Below are 21,359 nucleotides of genomic sequence, written 5' to 3'. Positions count from 1 at the left end.
GAAGAAGCAACTCAAGCGGATAAAAAATCTCCAGGTTGGGAGCTTGAAACGCGAAATTTCTAATCTGATAAAAACAGGGCTCTTTCCTAAAATAATCGTGCAAGGTAAACGGGGGATTATAAATAGACTGACAATACCCTCTCTTATACTGACATTCTTTTTAGCAATCCTGGTTTCGGGATCGGCGACCAGCGTCGCATATGCAGATAATAGTTTGATTACGCTCTTTGGCACCGTGACCGATGAGAAGGGCATCCCCATACCCAATAGCACTGTAACCGTCTTCATCAGCAGTGATAGCAGTTTTATAGCTAATACTCTGACCGATATTGGAGGCAATTATGAGTTAAATGTGCCTGCCGATCCCTTATATACTTTTTTTGTTGACGGGAAACAGGGAGGCGATCCTTCGCCCTGCAGATACATTCCAATTTATGGTGAGACAAGATCCTTACTAAAAACGGAAGACGCTCAAATAAATTTCAGATTGAAAGCGGGGGCGAACCTGGTAATTCAGGCCTATGACAATAACGGCATCATGCTGCGTAATAATGAACTTCCCCGGATAGCCAATAACAGTTTATATGCAACCGATTTAAATGAGATACCGAACTATGCCGTACTCAATATAGACGGCATTCAGGAAAACCCCTCTCAACAGGTGAACAGGGATACTTCAACCCCTGCCTTTGTGGTTCTGCCTGAGGCATCCTACGAAATCAAGATTTTATGGGAAATTCCCGGTCTAGGCAAAAGTATATTGACCGCAGATAATGGAGGGCAGGGCTATTCCGTGGGCAAACAAGGCGGGCAGTTAGTCCTGAATTTTAACTACGAGGCAGCCAAATCAAATCTTATTAATTTTCAGCGGGACTATGAGGAACTAAAGAGCGAAATGTATCAATTCTCAGATTCCGTGGCGGACAGCTTGCTTTCAGGTCAAGACCATCTGGCAGCCGCAGAAAAACATCTGACGCAAGCGACACCCGATATGAAAAACGCGGTTACCGAGCTTAACTTAGTGCTAAAGGCGACCATTTCAGCTCATGAACAACTTTTTCTGGATAAAGCTAACGCTGATATTGAAAGATATAGAAAAGGGGAAGTCACAATCAAGGCGGTCGATGCGGCGGGTAAACCCCTTGATGGCTGTGACCTCTCCTTTAAACAGTCAAGCCATGACTTCGATTTCGCAGTTGCCTCAAGCTCTCATGATAGCAATCAACAGTACACAGAATTACTGAAGCAAGCCGGAATTAACACCAAGTACGTCTATTTTTCCTATGGAGAAGTACAACCAGAACCAGGCAAGTTTGATTGGTCCGGGCCTGATAACCAGGTCGATCTACAATTGAAACAAGGTTTTAAACTGATCGGCGATCTGGGGTGGTTCTTTTATCGTGCCAATTGGGGCTCTCCTTCAGCCTGTCCAACTTACTTAGACAATATGAGTTTCGACCAGATCAAAGAAAATGTATTCAGCTACACGTATGCTGTGGCAGAAAGATACACGGGCAAGATCAATATCTGGGAGTCCATATCAGAGCCCTGCATGTTTAACCAGTTCAACTGGACATGGAATCAAAAATTTGAAATATATAATGTTACGGCCTCAGCGATAAAGAAAGCTAATCCCGAGGCCACTATATTGAGCTGGAATCCCAGTTTGTCTTACCAATTACAATCATACTATAAACCGGAAGATATTAATTTGGACGAACCGGCCCCGGGACTACCATGGGAGAGTGTTTCAGACGGACTTCCATACCAGGAATTTATCCGCCTCGCTATGGATTACGGGGTACCGATTGATTTGATTGGTCTTCATCTAGAAAACTCAGGAGTAAATGCCTATACACAACCAATGAACTATAATGTCGCTCTAGATCTGGTTTCTATTTCAAATATGATCGATCAATATTCCAGCTATGGGAAACCCATTTTTTACAGGGAAAACCAGGCACCATCGACACAGGTCGAAGGGGGCAACTGGTGGCATGGTACATGGAACGAGCAGACCCAGGCAGAATATGTGAAAAGCTTCTATACTCTGGCATTCGGAAAGCCTCTGATGTACGGCGCAGGGTGGTCAACCGGTTTTGCTGACGATGATTCCTATGCTGCCGGTGCTATCAACGGTGGTTTACTAAACTCCGACTTAACGCCCAAACAAGCGTATTACACTCTCCAGGAACTGATCAGTTCCTGGACGACATCAGCCAGCGGGAAAACAGACCAGAGCGGAGAATTCAAGCTCCGAGGCTTTGCCGGCGATTATGCCGTTAGCTTGAAGACGGTTGACGGTCAGACCATGGATTATACAATTCACATTAACGAGCAAAAGTCCGCAGCCTTTACTATCACAGTCCCCGCAGCAACAAAAACTACTTCCTCCATTACTCCGAAAACAGAAACATCTTCCCAGATACCCTCCACAACAGCAAACCAACAACCGGCGACTGAACCGGAAAATCAAATATCAGATTCAAAAAACAGCATATTACTAATACTTATTGTTCCAGCGGTTCTAGTCGTCGGCTTCAGTATCTTGTTTTTTACTAAGAGAAAAATTACAGACTGTGTGAAAAAGTAGCAAGCAAGTGATTGAAACCTTTTGTGAGGGAATCCCAAGAAGCCTGATGTCTTCTCTGGTATTTTTCTATGCTTTTCCAATTAAGGCAAAGCTGCCCTTAACCTCTGTGATCCAAGAAGGCTCAAAGCCCGCCTGATATTAAACGCAAGCAAGTAAAACCAACCTCCCCGCCACCTTTCCCAATCCATTAAGTAAAAGATAACCCTCATTGAAAACCCTCTTCACAGCACCAAACAAATACTCCACAATAAATCTCCTAACCTCCACCCCCCAAGGCACATGCCCCATTCCATGAACTCATTTCCTCAACCGCCCCCTCACACACCCACCTAAAAAACATCCCACCTTACCTATTCAACGCACACTAATCAGTAAAAAAAGAGCCTGAAAAGCAAGCCTTCTGTTTGGTCTCTGTTTAGGCCTTCTATGTGTTCGCTCATTAGTTATCGCCTGTTTTATGGCTTGTTATTTCGGTAGCTTCATTGGTCGTTTCTAGCTATCAAGTTTACCGAATGCACGGCTGAAATAGAAGTTAACATCGGAGAAGTAGTTGACCACAAGAAAAAAATTCTGTTCAACTACTTCTTTTAAGCAAACAAATTAGCCCTGATTTTTCACGCAGTCTGATATTTTTTCATTCTACCTGCTGCTAAAAACTTCCGCCAAATAAAGTTGGAAAAAAGAAAGGGGAAAGTTCGTTTGCAGGATAAATTCGTTTGGGGGGGGGTGGCGGGCCCGCTGGGATTTGAACCCAGGGTCTTCGGCTCCGGAGGCCGACGCCTTTATCCGTACTGGGCTACGGGCCCGCAACCTACAAGTTAACGTAAAAGGTGAAACTTAAGTCAATCGCTGCGTCTGCTTGCTTCTGTCTCCCTTTATCTGTCGACTCCTGTAGTGTAACGGGTTTGTTTCTGTTAATCAAGCAAGGGCGCAAACATGTTTTCGGGCCATGAACGGTCTGCTTCTCTGAGGTGTATCTCTGTCTTTTTTATGCCTTCGATTTTGCAGACTTTTTCTGAAAGCCTAAAATAATCTTGGAAGTCTTCAAGAACACCAATTACAATCAAATCATAGTTACCAATTAATCTGATTGTCACAAGGATGTTTGGAATTTCGAGCAGTTGGCTCCAAATTCGGGGAACTTCCCTTTTGTTTGAGGCTTTTATGAGGATGTTTATCATGGCTTTGTAACCTAACTTTTTAAGGTCAACCGTTATGGTGGATTGAGTCAGTAAACAGTTGCGAAGTTTGTTGTACCTCTGAAAAACCCTTTTAACGGGTACTCTTAGCTGGTCTGCGATTTGCTTGAGGGGGGTACGTGCATTGTGCACTAAAATTTTAGCTATTTGCATGTCTAAGTCGTCTATTGGTGTTTGTGCCTCAAAGTTGGAGCTGGGGATGATTTGTGTATGGTTCTTGTTTGCGTTGTTTCTGTGTGTTACGGGGTTGATTACCAAATTTTCGGCGTGATCCATCCCTGTTGGCTCAACCCATATCAGGGTTTCAACGCGTTTAATTAAGGGGTTGGCTTCCAAGTCTTCGTGGATTTCAATCATTTTTTCTATTGAACGTAAGGCAACAAAAATGTCTATGTTGAATTTAGGGAACGTGCTGCCCCCAAAAACCCAGTAAGGTTTCGCTTTGAGGTCCATCATTACTTCTTTTGCCCTGTTAACCGATGTCTCGATGGCTATGTCTGAAACAAAGTTGTACCCTAACGCTTTGGGGTTTATTTGCATAATTGATCCTGTGATTATACCAGTTTTTTTCAAACGTTCAAATCGCGTCCTTACCGCACCAACAGATATGTTGCATTCTTTGGCAATTTCGGTAAACGTGGTGCGTGCTTCTTGGAGCATGTTCCTTAAAATTTTTTCGTCGGTCTCGTCAATTCTAACAGGTTGATTTTGCAACTGCTGCTCTCTCTCCTGACACTTTTTTTCTTAGCGTGTCAGTTTTTCCTTCTGTTTAAAGGTGTATTTTTATTTTTTGTATGTTACTGCTTCAGAAAACGTTTTTTTTGCCTCGATTTAGGGTGGTTTTTGGAAATTTTTATATATGCTTAGCTAGCCTTCTGTCAAGCAACAAACTTGGAGAGAAATGAATGAGTGGCAACTCAAAGAAACCAAACTTAACTAAAAAAAAGACCCTTTTGGCAACATTGTTTCTCTTGTTGACAATTACTGTCACTTTAGTTACAGTGCCTGCCGCTATTGCTCATGACCCCCCATGGACCATTCCAACATACGCCTACATTAGCGTCGCACCAGACCCAATTGGAGTTGACCAAACCGCTTTGATTGTGTTTTGGCTCAACCAATTGCCTCCTTCCGCTGCAGGTCTTGGTGGTGACCGCTGGCGAGACCTAACTATAGACATCGTGAAGCCTGACGGTTCAACAACTACTTTGGGTCCCTTTAATTCTGACCCTGTAGGTTCATGCTATGCTCAATTTGAACCCGACCAAATTGGCACGTACACTTTGACCTTCAACTTCCCTGGTCAAGTAGCCTCTCTGGAGGGACCAACTGGTATTCCAGGTTCCCAAAGCGCCTATATCAACGACAACTACTTAGCCAGCACCGCAACAACAACCCTCACCGTTCAAGCTGACGAAGTTGAAACTCCACCTACCTATCCTCTGCCAACAAACTATTGGACCCGCCCCGTAGAAGGTCAAAACATTGAGTGGGCAAAGCTGGTTTCGAACTGGCTAGGCACTCCTCAGATTGTAGCAAAACTGCAACCTGAAGGCATAGCCCCAAACAGCGCGCACATCATGTGGACACAGCCAATTTCGTTCGGAGGCATAGCAGGCGGCGACTACGCAGTTGACTACGCCATGCCCTACTATTCAGGAACAGCTTACGAAGGCAAATTTGGTTCCCCGCTCATCCTGTACGGAAGACTCTACTACAACCTGCCCCGAAGTGATGCTCCCTCCGGAGATGGATACGTATGTGTAGACTTGCGCACTGGCGAGCAGATTTACTGGCAAAACATGACTCAACCCACCTTCGGGCAGCTCTACGACTATGAATCCATGAACCAGCACGGCATTATCCCCAACGGCTTTCTCTGGAAGACAGCTAACGACCCCGCTAACGGCGGCACAGTTTGGATGGCATATGACCCAATTGACGGGAACTGGCTGTTCAACGAAACCAATGTTCCTTCAGGCACCCAAGTGTACGGTCCAAACGGCGAAATCCTCATCTACCAACTCAACTATAACGGACGCTGGCTGGCATGTTGGAACAACACAGCAGCTCACGGCTTAACAAGCTCTAACGACCCGACTGATTTCACCAGTAGCAACTACTACCAATGGCGCCCCGTCGGTAAAAACGTCAACGCAAGCGACGCCTACTCATGGAACGTAACAATTCCCGCTTTGCCCGGAGTAAATCCCCCATCGATAATCAGCATTCTTCAAGATGACGTTATGGTTGGCACCAGCAGCACAATGGGTGGGCTTTTAGCCTCTGGCACCCCTAATCCTTACACGATTTGGGCGATCAGCCTTAAACCCGAAACCCGCGGTCAACTTTTATGGCTCAAAGATTATCCTGCCCCTGAAAACAACCTAACACGTTCAATAGCTCAAGTTGACCCTGTGACGCGTACCATTGCGATTCTGGAAAAAGAAACTCTCTGCTACTACGGCTTAAGCCTTGACAGTGGTAAAGAAATTTGGGGGCCAACTCCACGCGAAGCTGACTTCAACTACTACGCTGACGTTGGTCTGCCACGCAACAACATCGCTTACGGGCGCCTCTATTCAGTCGGCTATGGCGGAAACTGCTACTGTTACGATCTAACCGACGGCGAACTGCTATGGACTTACACAGCATCAGCAGGCTTTGCCACACCTTACGGACGCTACCCCCTTGGCATCGGTGCCATTGCGGACGGAAAAATCTACCTGTTCTCCACCGAGCACTCTGCAAACTCGCCCCTCACTCCAGGAGCTAAAATCCGCTGTGTTGATGCATACTCAGGCAACGAAGTCTGGAGCATATTTGGCTACGGTACCCAAAACGGCATGGCAGTTGCTGACGGCTACATAGTTTTCCTGAACCTGTATGACATGCAAATCTACTGTATAGGTGAAGGTCCAAGTGCAACAACCGTTACCGCACCTCCGACCGCTGTACCAAAAGTAACCCCCGTGCTCATAACTGGAACAGTCACTGACCAAACCCCCGCGAACATAGGAACCCCCGCAATATCTGACGCTGACATGGCTGAATGGATGCAGTACCTTCACATGCAAAAACCACTTCCTGAAGATGCTGTGGGTGTTGAAGTGACTTTGACGGCTTTTGACTCCAATGGAAACGAGCAACCCATCGGAACTACAACCAGCGACATCGGCGGCAGCTACGGCATTGCGTGGACTCCAAACGCTGAAGGCACCTACAAGATAATGGCAACCTTTGACGGCTCTGCCTCTTACGGCTGCTCCTATGCAACCACCTACCTGCTGGTCGGTGCTCAACCTGCAGCCGCCGTCACACCTGGAACACCCGTCTCGCCTTCACCAATCGAAAGCTCTGCACCAACCGCATCGCCCTCTGTTGCTCCACCACCTAAAGAAAACGGTGACACAACCATATTTGTGGTCATCACCGCAGTGGTTCTGATTGCCGTCATCGCAGTAATAGCAGTTGTCCTACGACGACGAAAATAAACATCCAACAACCCTTTTTTCTTTTTTAGTCAAACCAAGCAAAAACAAGACTGTAGTCAGGGGGCTGAGTGGGCTCGGAATGAACCCTGTTTATCAGGTTTCATTCTTCTCTCCTAATTTGCCACTAGAGCCCCAGCAAACCCTTGCCTACAAAGTCTCGGAAGGTTACTCTTCTTCGACTAGCTGCTCGTTTATCCACCAAGCTTTCTTTTTGCCTGATTTCTCTCCGCCGTAATAGTCAACGACGGCTTTGCCCAGCTGTTTTTGGCTTGTCCTTTGCATTTTGCGCAGGCGGTTTAGAATCAGCCACCGGTTAATTTGCATATGCTCGGCTAATTCTGGTGTGGTTGCGCCTTTGTAGTGCAAGAGGTACTCAACGATTTTGTGGTCCACCTCATCTAAACAGAAGTCATGCGGGTTCACCTTGCGCTGCCCAAATGTAAGCAACTCTAAATCTGCAAGACATCGGCGAATGTCCCCCATGGCTTCCTCAATTTTACTCATCCGCTCCTCCAATGCCAAGATTTTGTCGGCTTTGGGGGTTTTCTGCAGCTTCTCCATGATGGCTTCTCGTATGAAGTCGCTTCGGTCGCCTTCCGGCACACGCAAAATCAGCTCCTTGTAGACTTCGTCTGAAACCTTAGCGGAAACCACTCTAGCTTCGCTCATTCCCAACAACCCTAAAGATTTACTGTCCGCTTATAGTATTTCTTGATTTCTCAAATTTTGTGGATTCAGTAAAAACTTAAATTGTGAATCAACAGAGTTTATTATGGGTTGTTTGTGCCCAAAAAAACCACAATTTCTCTGATTAAATGTGATGTTGGCTCGCTTGCGGGTCACCACATTGTTCCTCAACCTCTTTTTAGAATAGCCCAAAAAAACCTTGAAACCGCAAAAAACAGCGGTCTTATAAACAACTTTTTTGTTTTCAACGCGGGCGACGACTTGGAACTGCTAATGCTGCACGACAAAGGTGAACGCAACCACCTGATTCATGAACTTGCCTGGAACACCTTCAAGGAAGCCGCCGACAAAGCCTTAGCCCTCAAACTCTACGGCGCCGGTCAAGACATCCTAAAAACCGCGTTTAGCGGCAACGTCTGCGGAATGGGGCCTGGTGTGGCAGAAATGGAAATTGAAGAACGCGGCGCAGACCCAATCGTGGTTTTCGCTGCGGACAAAACTAGTGCTGGGAGCTTTAATTATCCGCTTTTCCGCATATTCGCTGACCCGATGAATACGGCGGGGCTGGTTATTGACCCGAGTATGCTTGGCGGCTTCAAATTTGACGTGGTCGACACAGTGGAAAACAAGGTGATTACGCTTAAGTGCCCTGAAGAAACCTACGAACTCCTCGCCTTAATTGGCACCGTGGGCAGATACGCCATCAGCCGTGTGCACCGAGCCGAAGACAACTTAGTCTGCGCCTCCAGTAGCGTCAGCAAACTCTCGTTGATTGCAGGCAAATACGTTGGAAAAGACGACCCCGTCATGGTGGTTCGCGCGCAGCATGGGTTGCCTGCGGTGGGTGAGGTTTTGGCGCCTTTTATGCACACGTACTTTGTGATGGGTTGGATGCGGGGCAGCCACTGGGGACCTCTTATGCCTGTGGGGTTAAAAGACTCCAAATGCACAGCCTTTGATGGTCCACCCCGCATTGTCGCGTTGGGTCTGCAGGTTTCGGACGGCAAAATCGTCAGCGACGATGACGGAAACCCCATGATTGCGGACTTGTTTGATGACCCTGCATTTGCGTTGGCACGTCACGAAGCCGTCAAGGAGGGCGCAACATTGCGGCGTATGGGCGAGTTTGAGCCTGCCCGATTAGGTCCTGAAGAAATGGAGTACACCACCATCCAGCAGGTGCTGCAAAAACTTGACAAACGCTTCTTGCCCACAGTTGAAACAGCAGAATAAACTCAGTTTATGGTATCGGGGCGGCTTTTCCCACAATTTGCGCCAGTTCCATGCATCGTCCTTCAGCTAACGCGTAAAGTTTCTGGCGCATTTCCTCTTGACTTTTTTTCTTCTCCTTTAACAGCACCGTCTTCTTCGCCAGTTCCTCGTCGCCTAAGCTTTGGAACCACGCTTCAAAATCGCCGCGGTTAAGATGAAACCCAAAAGAGTCAAGGGTGATTTGGTTAAGTTTGTCGCAGAACTCCAAAAGGTCATGCGCTTGAACGTTTAAGGGTTTATCGATTCCCATGTAAAAGTGAAAGGCTTTTTCGCTGGGGGTTGAAGCTAAAATTGTTAGCGCCTTTTCTTTTGTGACTTCGGGTAGCTCAAGCGCTTTTTTGCCATTCAACGATATAAAGTAGTTTCCCTTCTGGGGGGATTGGGCATATCCCATTCGAGTTAAACCTATAAGGTGCATCTGAGTGGCGGGAAACTCTTTTCCCATCTCCTTGGCAAGCTGTGCTGCCTTTACTGGTTTCTCTTGAATTAAAAGTGCTTCAAGAATTTCACGTTTAGTTGGAGACAACTCCATTTTGAAAACCCTCCTTCTGTTAATGTGCACGCTGGCTAATCAAACTTTTCCACATTAACTATAGATAACGCCAATCAGCCGCAAACTCCCTTAAGCGAGTTCGATAAGAAAGTATTAGTAGCCACAACTCGCAGTTTATAATGGAAACGGTGAAAAAGGATACATGAAAATTGCTGCTCTCGTTTATGAGTATCCCCCAAAAATTGTAGGGGGTTTAGGAACCTACGCGGCGGAAATCACCCGCAAATTCGTTCTGCAAGACCACGACGTCACAGTCTTCACCATGAACGACGACGCAGGAACATTGCCCACCCGCGAGATTTGGCGAGGCATCGAAATTCACCGTCCTCTGCACCTTGACATATCCGACTCCCTGCCAGATGTGATAGCTGAGGACATCAGGAAGTGGGGTCGAGGCATTCACCTGTTTGGCAAACTGATGGTCTACAATTACTTGGCTGCGTCTAAGCTGGTTAACGAACTTATCCGCATGGAAGGCATGCAGTACGACGTTGTGGTTGCGCACGATTGGCTCTCCGCGATGGGTGGCATAACCGTGAAACGGGAAAGTGGCTTGCCTTTTGCTTTTCATGTGCACTCCACCGAGCAAGGTCGAACCTTGGGCAACGGCAGCAGCGTAGTCAGCAACATCGAACTGCGCGGCGGCTTGATGGCAGACATGGTTGTTACGGTTTCTTACGCAATGAAAGACGAACTTGTGCAGTTGGGTTTTCCACGCGAAAAAATCCATGTTTGCTACAACGGTGTTGACCCCCAAAAATACAACCCCCAAGACATGAACGCTGAGGATATCCGCAAGATACGCGCCCTTTACGGCATAAAAGACGAGGATTACATGATTCTGTTTCTGGGCAGGCTGGTCGGCGTGAAGGGTATCGACAAACTCATCATGTCCATGCCGCATATCTTGCCCAAGTTTCCCAACGCCAAACTTGTTATCGTAGGTGTGGGGGAGCTTCAAGAGTACTTGCAGAATCTGGTCAAAACCATCCGATTGGATGAGTATGTGCGGTTCCGCTTTGACTTCATTCCTGAAGAAGAACGCATCCTGCACTACGCTGCTTGTGACGTGGCGGTTTTTCCCAGCTTCTATGAACCTTTTGGAATTGTGGCGTTGGAAGCCATGGCTATGGAGAAACCCGTTGTAGTAGGCGCTGCAGGCATCAGCGGAATGCGTGAAATCGTCATCTGCTGCGGCGAGGAACAATGCGGCTTTCATGTTGACCCCAACAACCCCTCCGACATCGCGTGGGGCATAAAAAACGCCTTGGAGAGCCCTGAAAAAAGCAAATGGCTGGGCAAAAACGGCAGAAAACGTGTCCTAAACGAATTCACCTGGGGCAAACTCGCCCAGAAAACCGTGGAGCTCTACCAGAAAATGGCACGCCGCTGACCACCTTGCCCAAACAAACCCCACGGCAGAATTCAACCGTAGACGTCCGAGGCAAAGTGGCGCGGGAAGCGGCGGCGCTTTTGTATTTTGGATTGGAAAAAGAGTTTCGGCAAGCTAAGCTGAAGGCGGCTGAGACGTTGGGGGTTCATGTTTTGCCTTCAAACCTTGAGGTGGCTTTGGAGTTGGACAGGTTTGCAGAGGAAACCGAAGGCACCGCAAGAGGGGAGCGGCTGGTGCAGATGCGTCGCGACGCCTTGAAGTTTATGCAGTTGTTGGAGCCGTTTTGTCCGCTTTTGATTGGAAGTGTGTGGCGGGGAAACATCCGACGGGGCAGCGACATAGACATTGAAACCTACTATGACGACCCCCAAAAAGTTCTCACCCACCTCACCGCGCGGGACGTCAAGATTGTGGGGGCTGAGCAGATGAGAACTACTGAGCATGGCAACCCCATTTCGTCAATGCACATCCACGTTGAATCCTCATGCAGGCATCCGGTGGAGATTGTGGTTCGTGGTTTTGAGGAAAAAGGGCGCCAACGGGTCTGCGACATTTTTGGAGACCAAATCCGCGGCTTAACCCTCAGCGAGCTGGAAAACCTGCTGAAAACAAACCCTGCCCAACGGTTCCTCCCAAAATAGCAGCGTAACCTGCCCGTTTGAAACCCGTTTAAGTTTGGAAAAAAGACATAAACCCGCGTCGTCACTCTTTCCTAGCGTAATAAGTCTGGCTTTAGTTGGTTGTGCTTGTGGAAACCGAAAGAAAATCCATCAGGAAAATGTTTCCGAACTTAATCAGAGAACTGGAAAACGGCGAAAACAGCGTCTCCATTGACGGGGTGCGAGCGGACGCCAAAAAAGCTGAAGCGGTAGTCACTGACGTCGAAGAAACCCTGATTGCAGAAGCCGAAGAAGCGTTACCCGACAAGTTTCGGCACTTCAATCCAACCGTGGAGGACTTCATACGCCGATGCGACACTCAAGACCAAGCCGAAGAAATCATCTGCTATCTGGAAAAGCGCGGCGAAATCACACCGGAAGATGCTTGCCAAGTGCGTGCGAAGCTGAAGAAGGAGGGCTTGCGTAGTTTTGGACCCAAAAAAGAAGCCGACTACTACTTCAAGGAAGGCGGCATCTGCTAAGCCCCTCTGCAATGTAACCGTTTGATTCCCTGCATTGTGCATAGGCTTAAGAAGCATCGGCACATAGTTTTAGCCGCTTGAGGGTGACGTAGTTGACCGTTTTTGTCACAAAAGCAGACGGCTCTAGACAAATCTTTAACAAAGAAAAAGTTGTGCAGACCTGTTTAAGAATGGGTGCAAGCCCCCAAGCCGCCCGTGAGGTCGCTGAAAAAGTTGAAAGAAGACTCTACGACGGCATCCCAACACGGGCGGTCCTGAAGATGATTCTTAGGTTTATGCGCAGCCAGCAGCCTGGCGTAGGGCACCTTTATGACTTGAAACGGGGGTTAAGCTTGATGAGTCCCCGCCCAGAGTTTGAATTGTTTGTTCAGGTTTTGCTGGCGCATCAGGGGTTTCAAGTGGAGGCTAACCAGATTTTGAAGGGCAGATGCGTGGAGCACGAGGTTGACGCCCTCGCAACAAAAGACGGCATCACCTATTTTGTGGAGGCAAAACATCATTTCAGCTACCACGCCTTAACGGGGCTGGATGAAAGCCGCATCGCCCGAGCGGTGCTGGAAGACGTTTCCGAAAACTACACCTCCGGCGGATTGAGGGTTGACCGCGCCATGATAATCACTAACACTCGATACTCCACCCACGCGGCACAATACGGCAGGTGCAAGAACATTCTGCAAGTCGGCTGGAGCTCCCCCGAAAACTTTGGGCTCCAAAAAATGATTGAGGACAAAAAACTCTACCCGCTCAGTTGCCTTAAAGGCTTAAAAAGCGACATGCGAAGTCGCTTGGTGAACTCCGGTGTCGTGCTCATAAAGCAACTGCTTGAGCAGGATTCGTGGGCGCTTGCGAGGAGGGCGGGGCTGCAGCATGAGGCTTTGAAGGAGGTTATGTTAAAAGCCCAGTTGGCTGCTAACGCGCTTGGCTACCCATAAGCCGCGTGTGCAACGGGTTGGTATCGAAACATAAAAACGGCACAACTCCATACGCGTTACTGGCACTCCGCAGAACGAAGGTATGCCTGCAAGGCAACAAAACCTTGAGCAAGTACCCGCGAAAACGGCATTCCCAACGGCAAAACGGCTACGCAAACTAAAACCTTCATATGGGGGAATGCAGTAATACCGTGTTCACCTTGGAGGGCTCGTCGTCTAGTACGGATTATGACACCGGCCTGCGGAGCCGGAGGTCTTGGGTTCAAATCCCAACGGGCCCGCCACCCCAACACGAACTTATCTTGCAAAGTAGTCCCTTCCCTTTCTAATTTTTTGGCGGTCAGTTCACGTGTTTTTTAAAAGTCACAAGAATCAAGCGCACAGAAGGATGCGCACCAAGCTTTTTCAAATCTTACTTCTTTTATACCCGAGGAGTTCCTTCCTACTTATGGTTCTTTTTGCGGAACACTCCGTTCTCATAGAAGAGTAATATACTGCTTTCTCCAAAGAATAACTTGACCAAAACTAAAACTTGAAGCGTCAAATGTATTAAAGGTGGAAAAATGACGTATTCAAAGAATCTAATTGTACTGATTCTGTTTGTAGTAGTATCGGGTTTAGTTTTGGCTGGTTACAACATTTTAAACTGCTTTGTTTTACAAGTTAGGACGCCGGAAAGAACTCCTGAGCTACCACAACTTGAAATTCTTTCTCCTCAAGAGAACAGCACCTATCACGTAGTCAATGTTCCGCTCAATATCACGGCAAACAACGCAACTGTAAAAATTACCTACAGCTTAGACGGAACCGAAAATGTGACTTTTAACGAAAACGTAACTGCCACTTCTAGTTTGACGAAAGGAGTCCGCAATCTGACCGTTTTCGCTTTCGATGAAGAAGGCAACGTGGGTGATTGCAAGAACCTTACCTTCAACGTAGACATTCCTTATCCTCCAACTTTGAAACTAACTCAGCAAGAACTGCAGTCGACCATAAGCTACTTTGAGTCGCAAGGCTTAACGATTCAAGTTTTTGATGCCGACGGCAACGAGCCCCAAGTCTGGCTGAATACGGGCATTGTAGATTTGGTAAGTAAAGAAGAACTTGCGACCTTTGCCGCAACACGGGGAATCTCTACAATAAAAGAATTCATCAACCCAACGTATGTTTCGTTTTGTGCTTATGTGTATGATAACTCGCCGTTGCCAACAATCTATTCGTTTTCAGCGACAATTACCTAGTCCTTCCCTGTTTAAGACAGTACGTAGCGATAGCGCGCTGGTTTTCCCGAAATTGTTTTCCAATCGCTTCGTAGAAGCTGTAGGGGAAGGGGTACGTGAAAACGTAGGTTACCTACCTGTATGCTTAAAATCTTTAAACATCCTCCGTGCATAACTGTTGTTTTGGTGCCGCACATGGACAAAACGGACATGAACCTCATTATGCTTCTTGTAGTAAATTCTAGGCTTTCCTATGCTGAGCTTGCCGAGAAGCTAAACCTGTCCGTTAACGCCGTACACAAGCGCATCCAACTCCTAATTGAGGCGGGGGTTATCCGCAAGTTCAACGCCAAACCCAGCCTCTTAGCCGTAAACGCCCTGGTGGTCTACATTTTTGGGACCTCAACCCTTTCGAGTTTTCAGGATTTACCCGACAAACTCAAAACGCAGGGCTCCATTTACTGGCTTGCGATGGGCAGCGGAAAATTCCTCTACATCGGCGCCTACCTTAGAAACGTTGCGGACCTTGAGCCGCTTGTCAGCTTTGTCAAGAAGAACGCGGGGCTCTCTGAACCTGTTGTGGGGATAATGGAGCCCTGGCTTCCGTGGGTTGACCAGTTCTCCAAATTAAAGCCCGCTGACTTAGTTTTGTGTGGCTTGGATTACCAGATTATTCACTCCTTAAAGGCTGACGCACGTAAACCCGTCGCCGACGTAGCAGCCGAATTGACTGTTTCAGCTAAAACAGTTCGCCGCCGACTGCAACGCATGGTTAAAAATTACTTGGTTGAGCTTTCTTTGGAGTGGTACCCTGACAAATCAAACGACATCACCACAATTATGGAGTTGCATCTGAAACCCGATGCGGACCTGAAAGCTGTGCCTTACCAAATTCAGAGAAAGTACAGCCCCAACGCGCTTTACTACTGGTGTTTTGCCAACATGCCCAACACGGTGACCTTTGTTATCTGGACTAACAGTATGGGTGAGTTGCAGAAGTTGCGTGACGACTTGGAAAAGGAACCCGCGGTCGCGTCAGTGGTGCCCTACATACTTTATTCAGGCTACATGTTTGAGACATGGCGCGACCAGCTGCCAGAAAAGGTTTCGTCCGTTTCTTCAACTTGACAGTTGAAAAAACGCCTTTTCTCTGGCTTATTTTGGGGCTTTTGTCTAACGCTACGTTGACATGAAGCTAAATTCTTCCATGCATATTAGTCTTGTAGAAGGAACTGGGAGAAAACAACATGAACCAATCAGCCATAGTAATCGAGAACTTATCCAAGAAATACTCCGATGTAGCTGCCCTTGACGACCTGAACTTGCAGGTTGCAAAAGGGGAACTGTTCGGGCTGCTGGGCCCCAACGGGGCAGGAAAAACCACAACCATAAACATCCTTTGCGGGCTCATTAAACCCACACGAGGCTCAGCCCAAATCCTCGGCTACGATGTACAAAAAGACAGCGGCAAAGTCAAAGAACGCATTGGCGTTTGCACTCAAGAAACCGCCATTTACCCATACCTTACTGCGGTTGAAAACCTTGAGCTTTTTGGCAACCTGCACACATTAGACCAAAAAACCCTCAAAACAAGAGGCACCCTGCTGCTTGACAAAATGGGGTTGACTGAAGATGCCAAACGGAAAGCCAGTAAGTACAGCGGCGGAATGAAACGTAGACTAAGCCTTGCTCTCGCGTTGATTCATGACCCCGAAATCGCTTTCCTTGACGAACCTACCGTGGCGATGGACCCCCAGTCGCGTCATGCAGTTTGGGATTTTATTAAAGAACAAAAAAGCAAAGGCAAAACCGTTATCTTAACCACGCATCACATGGAAGAAGCCGAAGAACTCTGTGACCGCATCGGCATCATTGACCACGGCAAACTCATCGCGTTGGGTACCACAAAGCAGCTTATCGCCGAAAACGGCGTCAAAAACCTTGAAGAAGTCTTCATTCAACTCACTGGACGCAACATACGGGAGGAACTATAAATGAAACTGCAACGGGTTTTAGCGTTAACTAAAAAAGAAATGAAGAAAACCGTCCGTGAACCCGCCTTCCTCTTCATGATTTTCCTGTTTCCCATCGTGTTTGTTTTTGCGTTTGGCGCCTCGTTTGGCGGCGGATTCGGCGGCTCGCAGTCAGTGACTTATCAAGTTGGCGTCGTCAACCTTGATTTAAGCAGTAATTCACAGTGGCCTCAAGTCTTCACGGATAACTTAACCAACATTTCAATACTTAAAGTGAACAGCTACGTGGACAACCAGACGGCACAGGCAGATTTGGCGCAAGGAAAAATCCAAGCCGTAATATTGATTCCCGACAGCTTCACCCAAAGCATAACAGCCTTCAACGCTTCTCCTGACGACGCTAACAAATGGGTTAACACCACGGTGCCCTTGTACCTCGACAAGGGCTCTATGGTCATAACCCAAGCTGTTCCCCCCATCATACAGCAAGTACTCGCCTCAATGCTAAATCAAAACCAGCAGATGCCACAGAGCCCAATCCAGCTGCAAACCGCCTCGTTGGTGGAAGTTAAGCAGACATCAGCATTTGACTTCATGGCGCCAGGCATGTTCACGTTTGCTTCAGTGTTCCTCATCATGATAGTTGCCCAATCTTTCACCGCTGACCGAGAAAATGGCATGATGAAACGCCTCCGCATAACCCCCACAACACCCACGGAGTTCATGACAAGCCAAGTCGTCAGCTACTTGCTTATCGCGCTGATTCAAGCAGTCCTGCTGTTCGCGGTTGTTTACGTTATGGGCTTTAGACCAAACGTTGACGCCGCAGTGTACCTATTTGCCTTCGCATTCGTCTTAATCTTTAGCCTATCCAACATTGGCTTTGGTTTAATCACCGCCACCCTCTCAAAGTCTTCAGGCGCAGCTACTGGTCTTAGCTTCCTGTTCCTGCTTCCGCAGATGTTCCTTGGCACCTTCGTTGGCGCCTCGCTTTCTGGAGCGGCTCAAGAAGCAGGAAAATTCGTACCCAGCTACTACGTCACCGACGCCTTAACCTCGCTGTTCCTCCGAGGAGCCGCACTCACCAGCCCGACCGTGCTGCTTGACTTCGCTGCCGTCTCCGTCTCGTGCGTTGGCATCTTAGCAGTGGGCATCTTTCTGTACGCCAAGTACTTCAAAATCTAACCCAACCCTGGAGAAACGAACATGAACCAAAACGGCCCCATAGACACCCAAGCACTGGCAGAAGCCGCAAAAGCATCCAAACACAAAGAAACCTACCTACAGTTGGAGAAAACCCCCCTTTACCGCATCGGCGTCGGAGCAAGAGCAGACGTAACCGACGCGGCTGTCTTTTTTCTTGAAGTCATCCTTGTTTTGCCAGAGGCGAACGCTGGTGAAGTTGACCTGCCTGTGCTGGAAAACGTGATTGCATGCCTGAAAACGTTACATAAGCGAGGCTACTTGTTAGCCTACGATGATGGTCACGCTGTTTCGGGCGAAAAAAAGAACATCCCACGCTTAAACGCGGAATACTTGACCATAAAATCGCTTCTAGAAACTACCTTCAAAAAAACCCAATAATTCTTTTTCGGAAAAAGAGAAACAAAAAATGAAAGTAGGTTTAATCTTGGCTTGAGAGTACAAAGATGTAGTCTGCGGTGTCGGCGCACATGTCGGCTGCGTGCTCGATGAATTCGATTAAGTCATCAAAGATAATCATGGCACCAGAGTTGACTTCTGCTCCGTACTTGACAAACAATGCCTTGGTTTTCAAGTATTCTTCGTCAAGGTCATGCTCAAATTTCTGCACTTTCTTGGCTGCGGCAATGGCTTCTGAACCGTTAGACGAAATCTTTTCTATGCCTCCACGCAACGCCTGTGCAGCATCCACAAGCTTGCCTGTCATGAACACTGTTTTTTGGCAGAGTTCAGGTGGAATCTTTGCGTCTCCAAGCATCTGTAAACATCTGGCAGCATCCTTAGTGTGGTCCGCTAAGGTGTCTAACCTTTTCACCAAGTGGAGCAAATCTTCCCGGTAATCAGCAACCAACGCTGCTCCCTTGGAAAGTTCAGTGAATACGTCGGTGCGTAGTTTGTCAACTTCCTCTTCTGCTTCATACAACTCGAAAATGTCTTTCTGGGCGTCGGTTAAGTTCCCTTGCGAGAAGCTTTTCATAGCTTTATGCAAAAGCGTTACAGTATCAAACGCTTTTGTGATCTGTTCATGGGCTAACTCTAACCCTTTTGTTCGGCGACGTTTTTCAAACCAGTCGTAGCTTCTTCGTTCCATAACCGATAATCTCCTGTATCCACTATTGAACGCAGTACCCATATAACCCTTATTCTTGGTTCAAAGACATTTTGCCTTTTTGTTAGGCTAAACATGCATCAATTGCCAAGAACCAGTCCACAAGGTCTGCATTTTCAGTTGCGCCTTTTTCTTCTTCGTTTATTTGTCTAATCACTCTTGTCTCCCTCACTCACACTTGATTCGAATTGCCGAACCTGCTCACGACAGATTGCACACTGCCCTGAGCCTATGCACAGCTCCCTGCAAAATGATTTTTCTACAACCCATATATGGAAACTCCAAATATTGTATAGGGCACAACGTAAACTATATAGACATCAAAGAAACCTGAACCCTATACCTCAACATCCAAAACCGTTTTGGCTAACCGCACCTTATCATCAACATTTCTCATCAAAGTGTCCGTAACAACCACCTTCAAACCAAGCTCCTCAATCCGTTCCCGCTCCGCAGCATCAACCCAATCAATAACAAACACATCAAGAAAATCCGCGTAAAGCTCGGCTACAGCAAACGCCGACACCTCAAACCCCAACCCACGCAACAACTTATCTGCCGGACCCTTAACGGGTTTTCCCCCAATTATCGGACTAACCCCCACCACAACGGCAGCTGTCCGTTTGAGCGCTTCCCGTATACCCTTAACCGACAAAATAGGTCCAATGCTAACCACAGGATTGCTAGGACAAATAACCACACGCTGCGCCTCCTCAATTGCCTCAACAACGCCTAAAGCGGGCTTTGCATTTTCAACCCCAAAAAACTCTACCCCCAACACTTCCTCTTTAGCACCCTGCTTAACTAGGTACTCCTCAAAATGCACCGTACCCGCCTTGGTCGCAATCCGCGTTTCAAACCTGTCGTCAGTCATGGGCAAAATCTTGGTTTGCACACCCAACGCCGCACAAACCTTCTTTGTAACTTCAGTTAATGAGTACCCTTGCCGAAGAAGGTGCGTTCGGAAAATATGCGTCGCAAGGTCCCGGTCGCCCAGATTAAACCACTCCCTCCCTGAAAAAACCTTCAACGCGTCAAGGCACTCGAACGTGTCTTCGCGAATTCCCCACCCGTAGTTTTCATTCACGATGCCCGCCAACGTGTAGGCAGCGATATCTAAGTCTGGCGATATGTGTAACCCGTGAAGTTCAATGTCGTCGCCAGTATTTCCGATAACGGTCAACTCTTTGGGGTCAATCACTTTGGCTATGCCCGCGAGCAGTTTCGCCGCTCCCACGCCACCCGCCAAAGCTGCAAACATTCTCCGCTTCCCCACTACCCTGCATTCTCTGCCTGTGCGTATTGATTGGTTGCCCTAAAAAACTTATTGCGGAGTGTTCTGTTGTTTTTCTGAAACCCACGCCGCCTGTGTTTGGCCTTTTTCGTCGATGATTTGCTCTTTCTTGAAAACTGGTGCTTCATGTTTATACCGCTCTACGGCTTCACGCAGCACCGAAAACACCTCTGGCCGATGGGAACCCGCAACCGAAACATACACAAGGTCTTCGCCCACCTCAAAATCGCCCAGCAAATGATGAATCTGAACATCAACAATGCCCGTTTTCTGGTTGAGGTCGTCGCAGATTTTCTCCAAAACCTCATTGGCTTTCTCCTCGTAAGCCTCCAACGTTAACTTTTGAACTTTTTGCCCTTCATTGCTTTCGCCACGCGCAACCCCAATGAACAACCCGATGGCGCCTGTTTCTGAGAAATCCTTGTTTTTCTTGATGCTCTCCACCAAGTTCTGTAGGTTAAAACTGCCTTTTTCATGCACACCCGCATGATGTGTCATCCTATTTGCCTCATACAACCAACCCTGTATGGGTTAATAACGGATTCGCATCAAAATGACTTAATGCCTCATGTCTTGACGAAAAAAGTAAAAAGAAAAAAGTGCCTGTTGCTGAGTGCGCGTTTACGCTTCAGCTTCTTCTACTTCTTCAGATTCCTCAGCAGGTTCCGCAACAGCTTCTGCTTGGGGCAACCCCGCTGGTTGACCAACCAGTTTTGATTTACGAATACCCACATGTCTTAGGGGCGCCACCAGTTTGGCTTCGTTGTAGATGTCAGAAGCGATTTTACCCAAAACCATCTCCTGCACAAACTGGTCCAATGTGAGGGCTGCTGCTTTTTCTTTGATGATTTCTCTCATGATTTGGCGGATAGTCTGCTCCTGTGAAGTTTTAATTCGGGAAAGCGTCAACGCAGAAACAGCTACCCGAAGTTTGTAGCCTTCTTTGGTTGTTAAGTTGAAAAGACCATCCACTTTGGTGGTTCTTCTGCGCACCAGACTTCTCAGGTAATCTCGACTGTACTCATGCCCCTTAAAGACGGTGCGTGCAGTTTTGCCTTCTATGGCGTTAACTTGGAAGAACATCTTCAAGTATTGATGCGAAAAGTCCCCTGTGATGTCGTAGAGGGTCGCTTCTGCAACTCTGCCGATAAGGCTTTGCTCATCACGAGCCGGCACTGAACCTAACTCTATGTTTCCAAAGTACGGTGGCGCAACGATCATGAACCACGATTTGCTTCGCCATTTGTCGCGAATATGTTTGCTACTTTTCGTTTTCGAAGACAAGTTAATCCTCCGA

General features: G+C 47.6%; 19 protein-coding genes and 2 tRNA genes. 13 read left to right on the top strand and 8 right to left on the bottom strand.

Annotated features, from left to right (window positions below; genetic code table 11):
* Window positions 1-43: 43 nt before the first annotated feature.
* Window positions 44-2,593 carry a hypothetical protein gene (locus ACBZ72_11255; protein XES76737.1) on the top strand — a complete coding sequence of 850 codons (2,550 nt, stop codon included), beginning with the start codon at window positions 44-46 and terminating at the stop codon, window positions 2,591-2,593.
* Between the two features lie 727 nt (window positions 2,594-3,320).
* On the opposite strand, the gene ACBZ72_11250 is transcribed toward ACBZ72_11255, so the two are convergent.
* Window positions 3,321-3,399, bottom strand: a tRNA-Arg gene (locus ACBZ72_11250).
* A gap of 108 nt (window positions 3,400-3,507) precedes the next feature.
* Complete coding sequence (locus ACBZ72_11245; GenBank protein ID XES76736.1) at window positions 3,508-4,506, bottom strand: Lrp/AsnC family transcriptional regulator; 999 nt, start codon at window positions 4,504-4,506, stop codon at window positions 3,508-3,510.
* Between the two features lie 191 nt (window positions 4,507-4,697).
* Here ACBZ72_11245 and ACBZ72_11240 point away from each other — a divergent pair, with 191 nt between their 5' ends.
* Window positions 4,698-7,286: a PQQ-binding-like beta-propeller repeat protein gene (locus ACBZ72_11240; protein XES76735.1), complete on the top strand. Its 2,589-nt coding sequence runs from the start codon at window positions 4,698-4,700 to the stop codon at window positions 7,284-7,286.
* A gap of 165 nt (window positions 7,287-7,451) precedes the next feature.
* Here the strand turns inward: ACBZ72_11240 and ACBZ72_11235 are convergent, their stop codons facing one another.
* Window positions 7,452-7,955 (bottom strand): hypothetical protein, encoded by a 504-nt coding sequence (locus ACBZ72_11235; protein XES76734.1) that lies wholly within the window; start codon window positions 7,953-7,955, stop codon window positions 7,452-7,454.
* A 114-nt stretch (window positions 7,956-8,069) separates the two neighbouring features.
* On the opposite strand from ACBZ72_11235, the gene ACBZ72_11230 reads away from it, so the two are divergent.
* A complete protein-coding gene (locus ACBZ72_11230) occupies window positions 8,070-9,206 on the top strand; it encodes a fructose-1,6-bisphosphatase (protein XES76733.1) in 1,137 nt (378 codons plus the stop codon).
* A 7-nt stretch (window positions 9,207-9,213) separates the two neighbouring features.
* On the opposite strand, the gene ACBZ72_11225 is transcribed toward ACBZ72_11230, so the two are convergent.
* The gene (locus ACBZ72_11225; GenBank protein ID XES76732.1) at window positions 9,214-9,777 is read right to left on the bottom strand and encodes a hypothetical protein; all 564 of its coding nucleotides are present in this window, start codon (window positions 9,775-9,777) and stop codon (window positions 9,214-9,216) included.
* Window positions 9,778-9,940: 163 nt separating this feature from the next.
* Here ACBZ72_11225 and ACBZ72_11220 point away from each other — a divergent pair, with 163 nt between their 5' ends.
* The 10 genes from ACBZ72_11220 (at window position 9,941) to ACBZ72_11175 (ending at window position 18,041) form a co-directional block, all read left to right on the top strand.
* Window positions 9,941-11,191, top strand: a complete 1,251-nt coding sequence (locus ACBZ72_11220) for a glycosyltransferase family 4 protein (GenBank protein XES76731.1) — start codon at window positions 9,941-9,943, stop codon at window positions 11,189-11,191.
* Between the two features lie 5 nt (window positions 11,192-11,196).
* The gene (locus tag ACBZ72_11215) at window positions 11,197-11,832 is read left to right on the top strand and encodes a hypothetical protein (protein XES76730.1); all 636 of its coding nucleotides are present in this window, start codon (window positions 11,197-11,199) and stop codon (window positions 11,830-11,832) included.
* 107 nt (window positions 11,833-11,939) lie between these two features.
* Window positions 11,940-12,332, top strand: a complete 393-nt coding sequence (locus tag ACBZ72_11210; protein ID XES76729.1) for a DUF2095 family protein — start codon at window positions 11,940-11,942, stop codon at window positions 12,330-12,332.
* A gap of 92 nt (window positions 12,333-12,424) precedes the next feature.
* Window positions 12,425-13,264 (top strand): restriction endonuclease, encoded by an 840-nt coding sequence (locus ACBZ72_11205; GenBank protein ID XES76728.1) that lies wholly within the window; start codon window positions 12,425-12,427, stop codon window positions 13,262-13,264.
* A gap of 205 nt (window positions 13,265-13,469) precedes the next feature.
* Window positions 13,470-13,548: transfer RNA gene (locus ACBZ72_11200), tRNA-Arg, on the top strand.
* A gap of 279 nt (window positions 13,549-13,827) precedes the next feature.
* A complete protein-coding gene (locus ACBZ72_11195) occupies window positions 13,828-14,505 on the top strand; it encodes a hypothetical protein (protein ID XES76727.1) in 678 nt (225 codons plus the stop codon).
* A gap of 174 nt (window positions 14,506-14,679) precedes the next feature.
* Window positions 14,680-15,612: an Lrp/AsnC family transcriptional regulator gene (locus tag ACBZ72_11190; protein ID XES76726.1), complete on the top strand. Its 933-nt coding sequence runs from the start codon at window positions 14,680-14,682 to the stop codon at window positions 15,610-15,612.
* A 119-nt stretch (window positions 15,613-15,731) separates the two neighbouring features.
* Window positions 15,732-16,478 carry an ABC transporter ATP-binding protein gene (locus ACBZ72_11185; protein XES76725.1) on the top strand — a complete coding sequence of 249 codons (747 nt, stop codon included), beginning with the start codon at window positions 15,732-15,734 and terminating at the stop codon, window positions 16,476-16,478.
* On the top strand, window positions 16,479-17,642 hold the full coding sequence (locus tag ACBZ72_11180; protein XES76724.1) for an ABC transporter permease: 1,164 nt from the start codon (window positions 16,479-16,481) through the stop codon (window positions 17,640-17,642).
* A gap of 21 nt (window positions 17,643-17,663) precedes the next feature.
* Complete coding sequence (locus ACBZ72_11175) at window positions 17,664-18,041, top strand: hypothetical protein (GenBank protein ID XES76723.1); 378 nt, start codon at window positions 17,664-17,666, stop codon at window positions 18,039-18,041.
* A 40-nt stretch (window positions 18,042-18,081) separates the two neighbouring features.
* On the opposite strand, the gene ACBZ72_11170 is transcribed toward ACBZ72_11175, so the two are convergent.
* The 4 genes from ACBZ72_11170 to ACBZ72_11155 all read right to left on the bottom strand — a co-directional run bounded on the left by ACBZ72_11170 (window position 18,082) and on the right by ACBZ72_11155 (window position 21,346).
* On the bottom strand, window positions 18,082-18,750 hold the full coding sequence (locus ACBZ72_11170; protein XES76722.1) for a DUF47 domain-containing protein: 669 nt from the start codon (window positions 18,748-18,750) through the stop codon (window positions 18,082-18,084).
* Between the two features lie 355 nt (window positions 18,751-19,105).
* On the bottom strand, window positions 19,106-20,029 hold the full coding sequence (gene cofD, locus ACBZ72_11165; protein ID XES76721.1) for a 2-phospho-L-lactate transferase: 924 nt from the start codon (window positions 20,027-20,029) through the stop codon (window positions 19,106-19,108).
* A gap of 63 nt (window positions 20,030-20,092) precedes the next feature.
* Window positions 20,093-20,560, bottom strand: coding sequence for a molybdenum cofactor biosynthesis protein MoaE (locus ACBZ72_11160; GenBank protein ID XES76720.1), 468 nt, complete (start codon window positions 20,558-20,560; stop codon window positions 20,093-20,095).
* A gap of 123 nt (window positions 20,561-20,683) precedes the next feature.
* The gene (locus tag ACBZ72_11155) at window positions 20,684-21,346 is read right to left on the bottom strand and encodes a 30S ribosomal protein S3ae (GenBank protein XES76719.1); all 663 of its coding nucleotides are present in this window, start codon (window positions 21,344-21,346) and stop codon (window positions 20,684-20,686) included.
* Window positions 21,347-21,359: the final 13 nt, after the last annotated feature.

Source organism: Candidatus Bathyarchaeia archaeon (genome assembly GCA_041447175.1).
Lineage (GTDB): Archaea > Thermoproteota > Bathyarchaeia > Bathyarchaeales > Bathycorpusculaceae > JADGNF01.
This window is presented reverse-complemented; position numbering and strand designations above follow the sequence as displayed.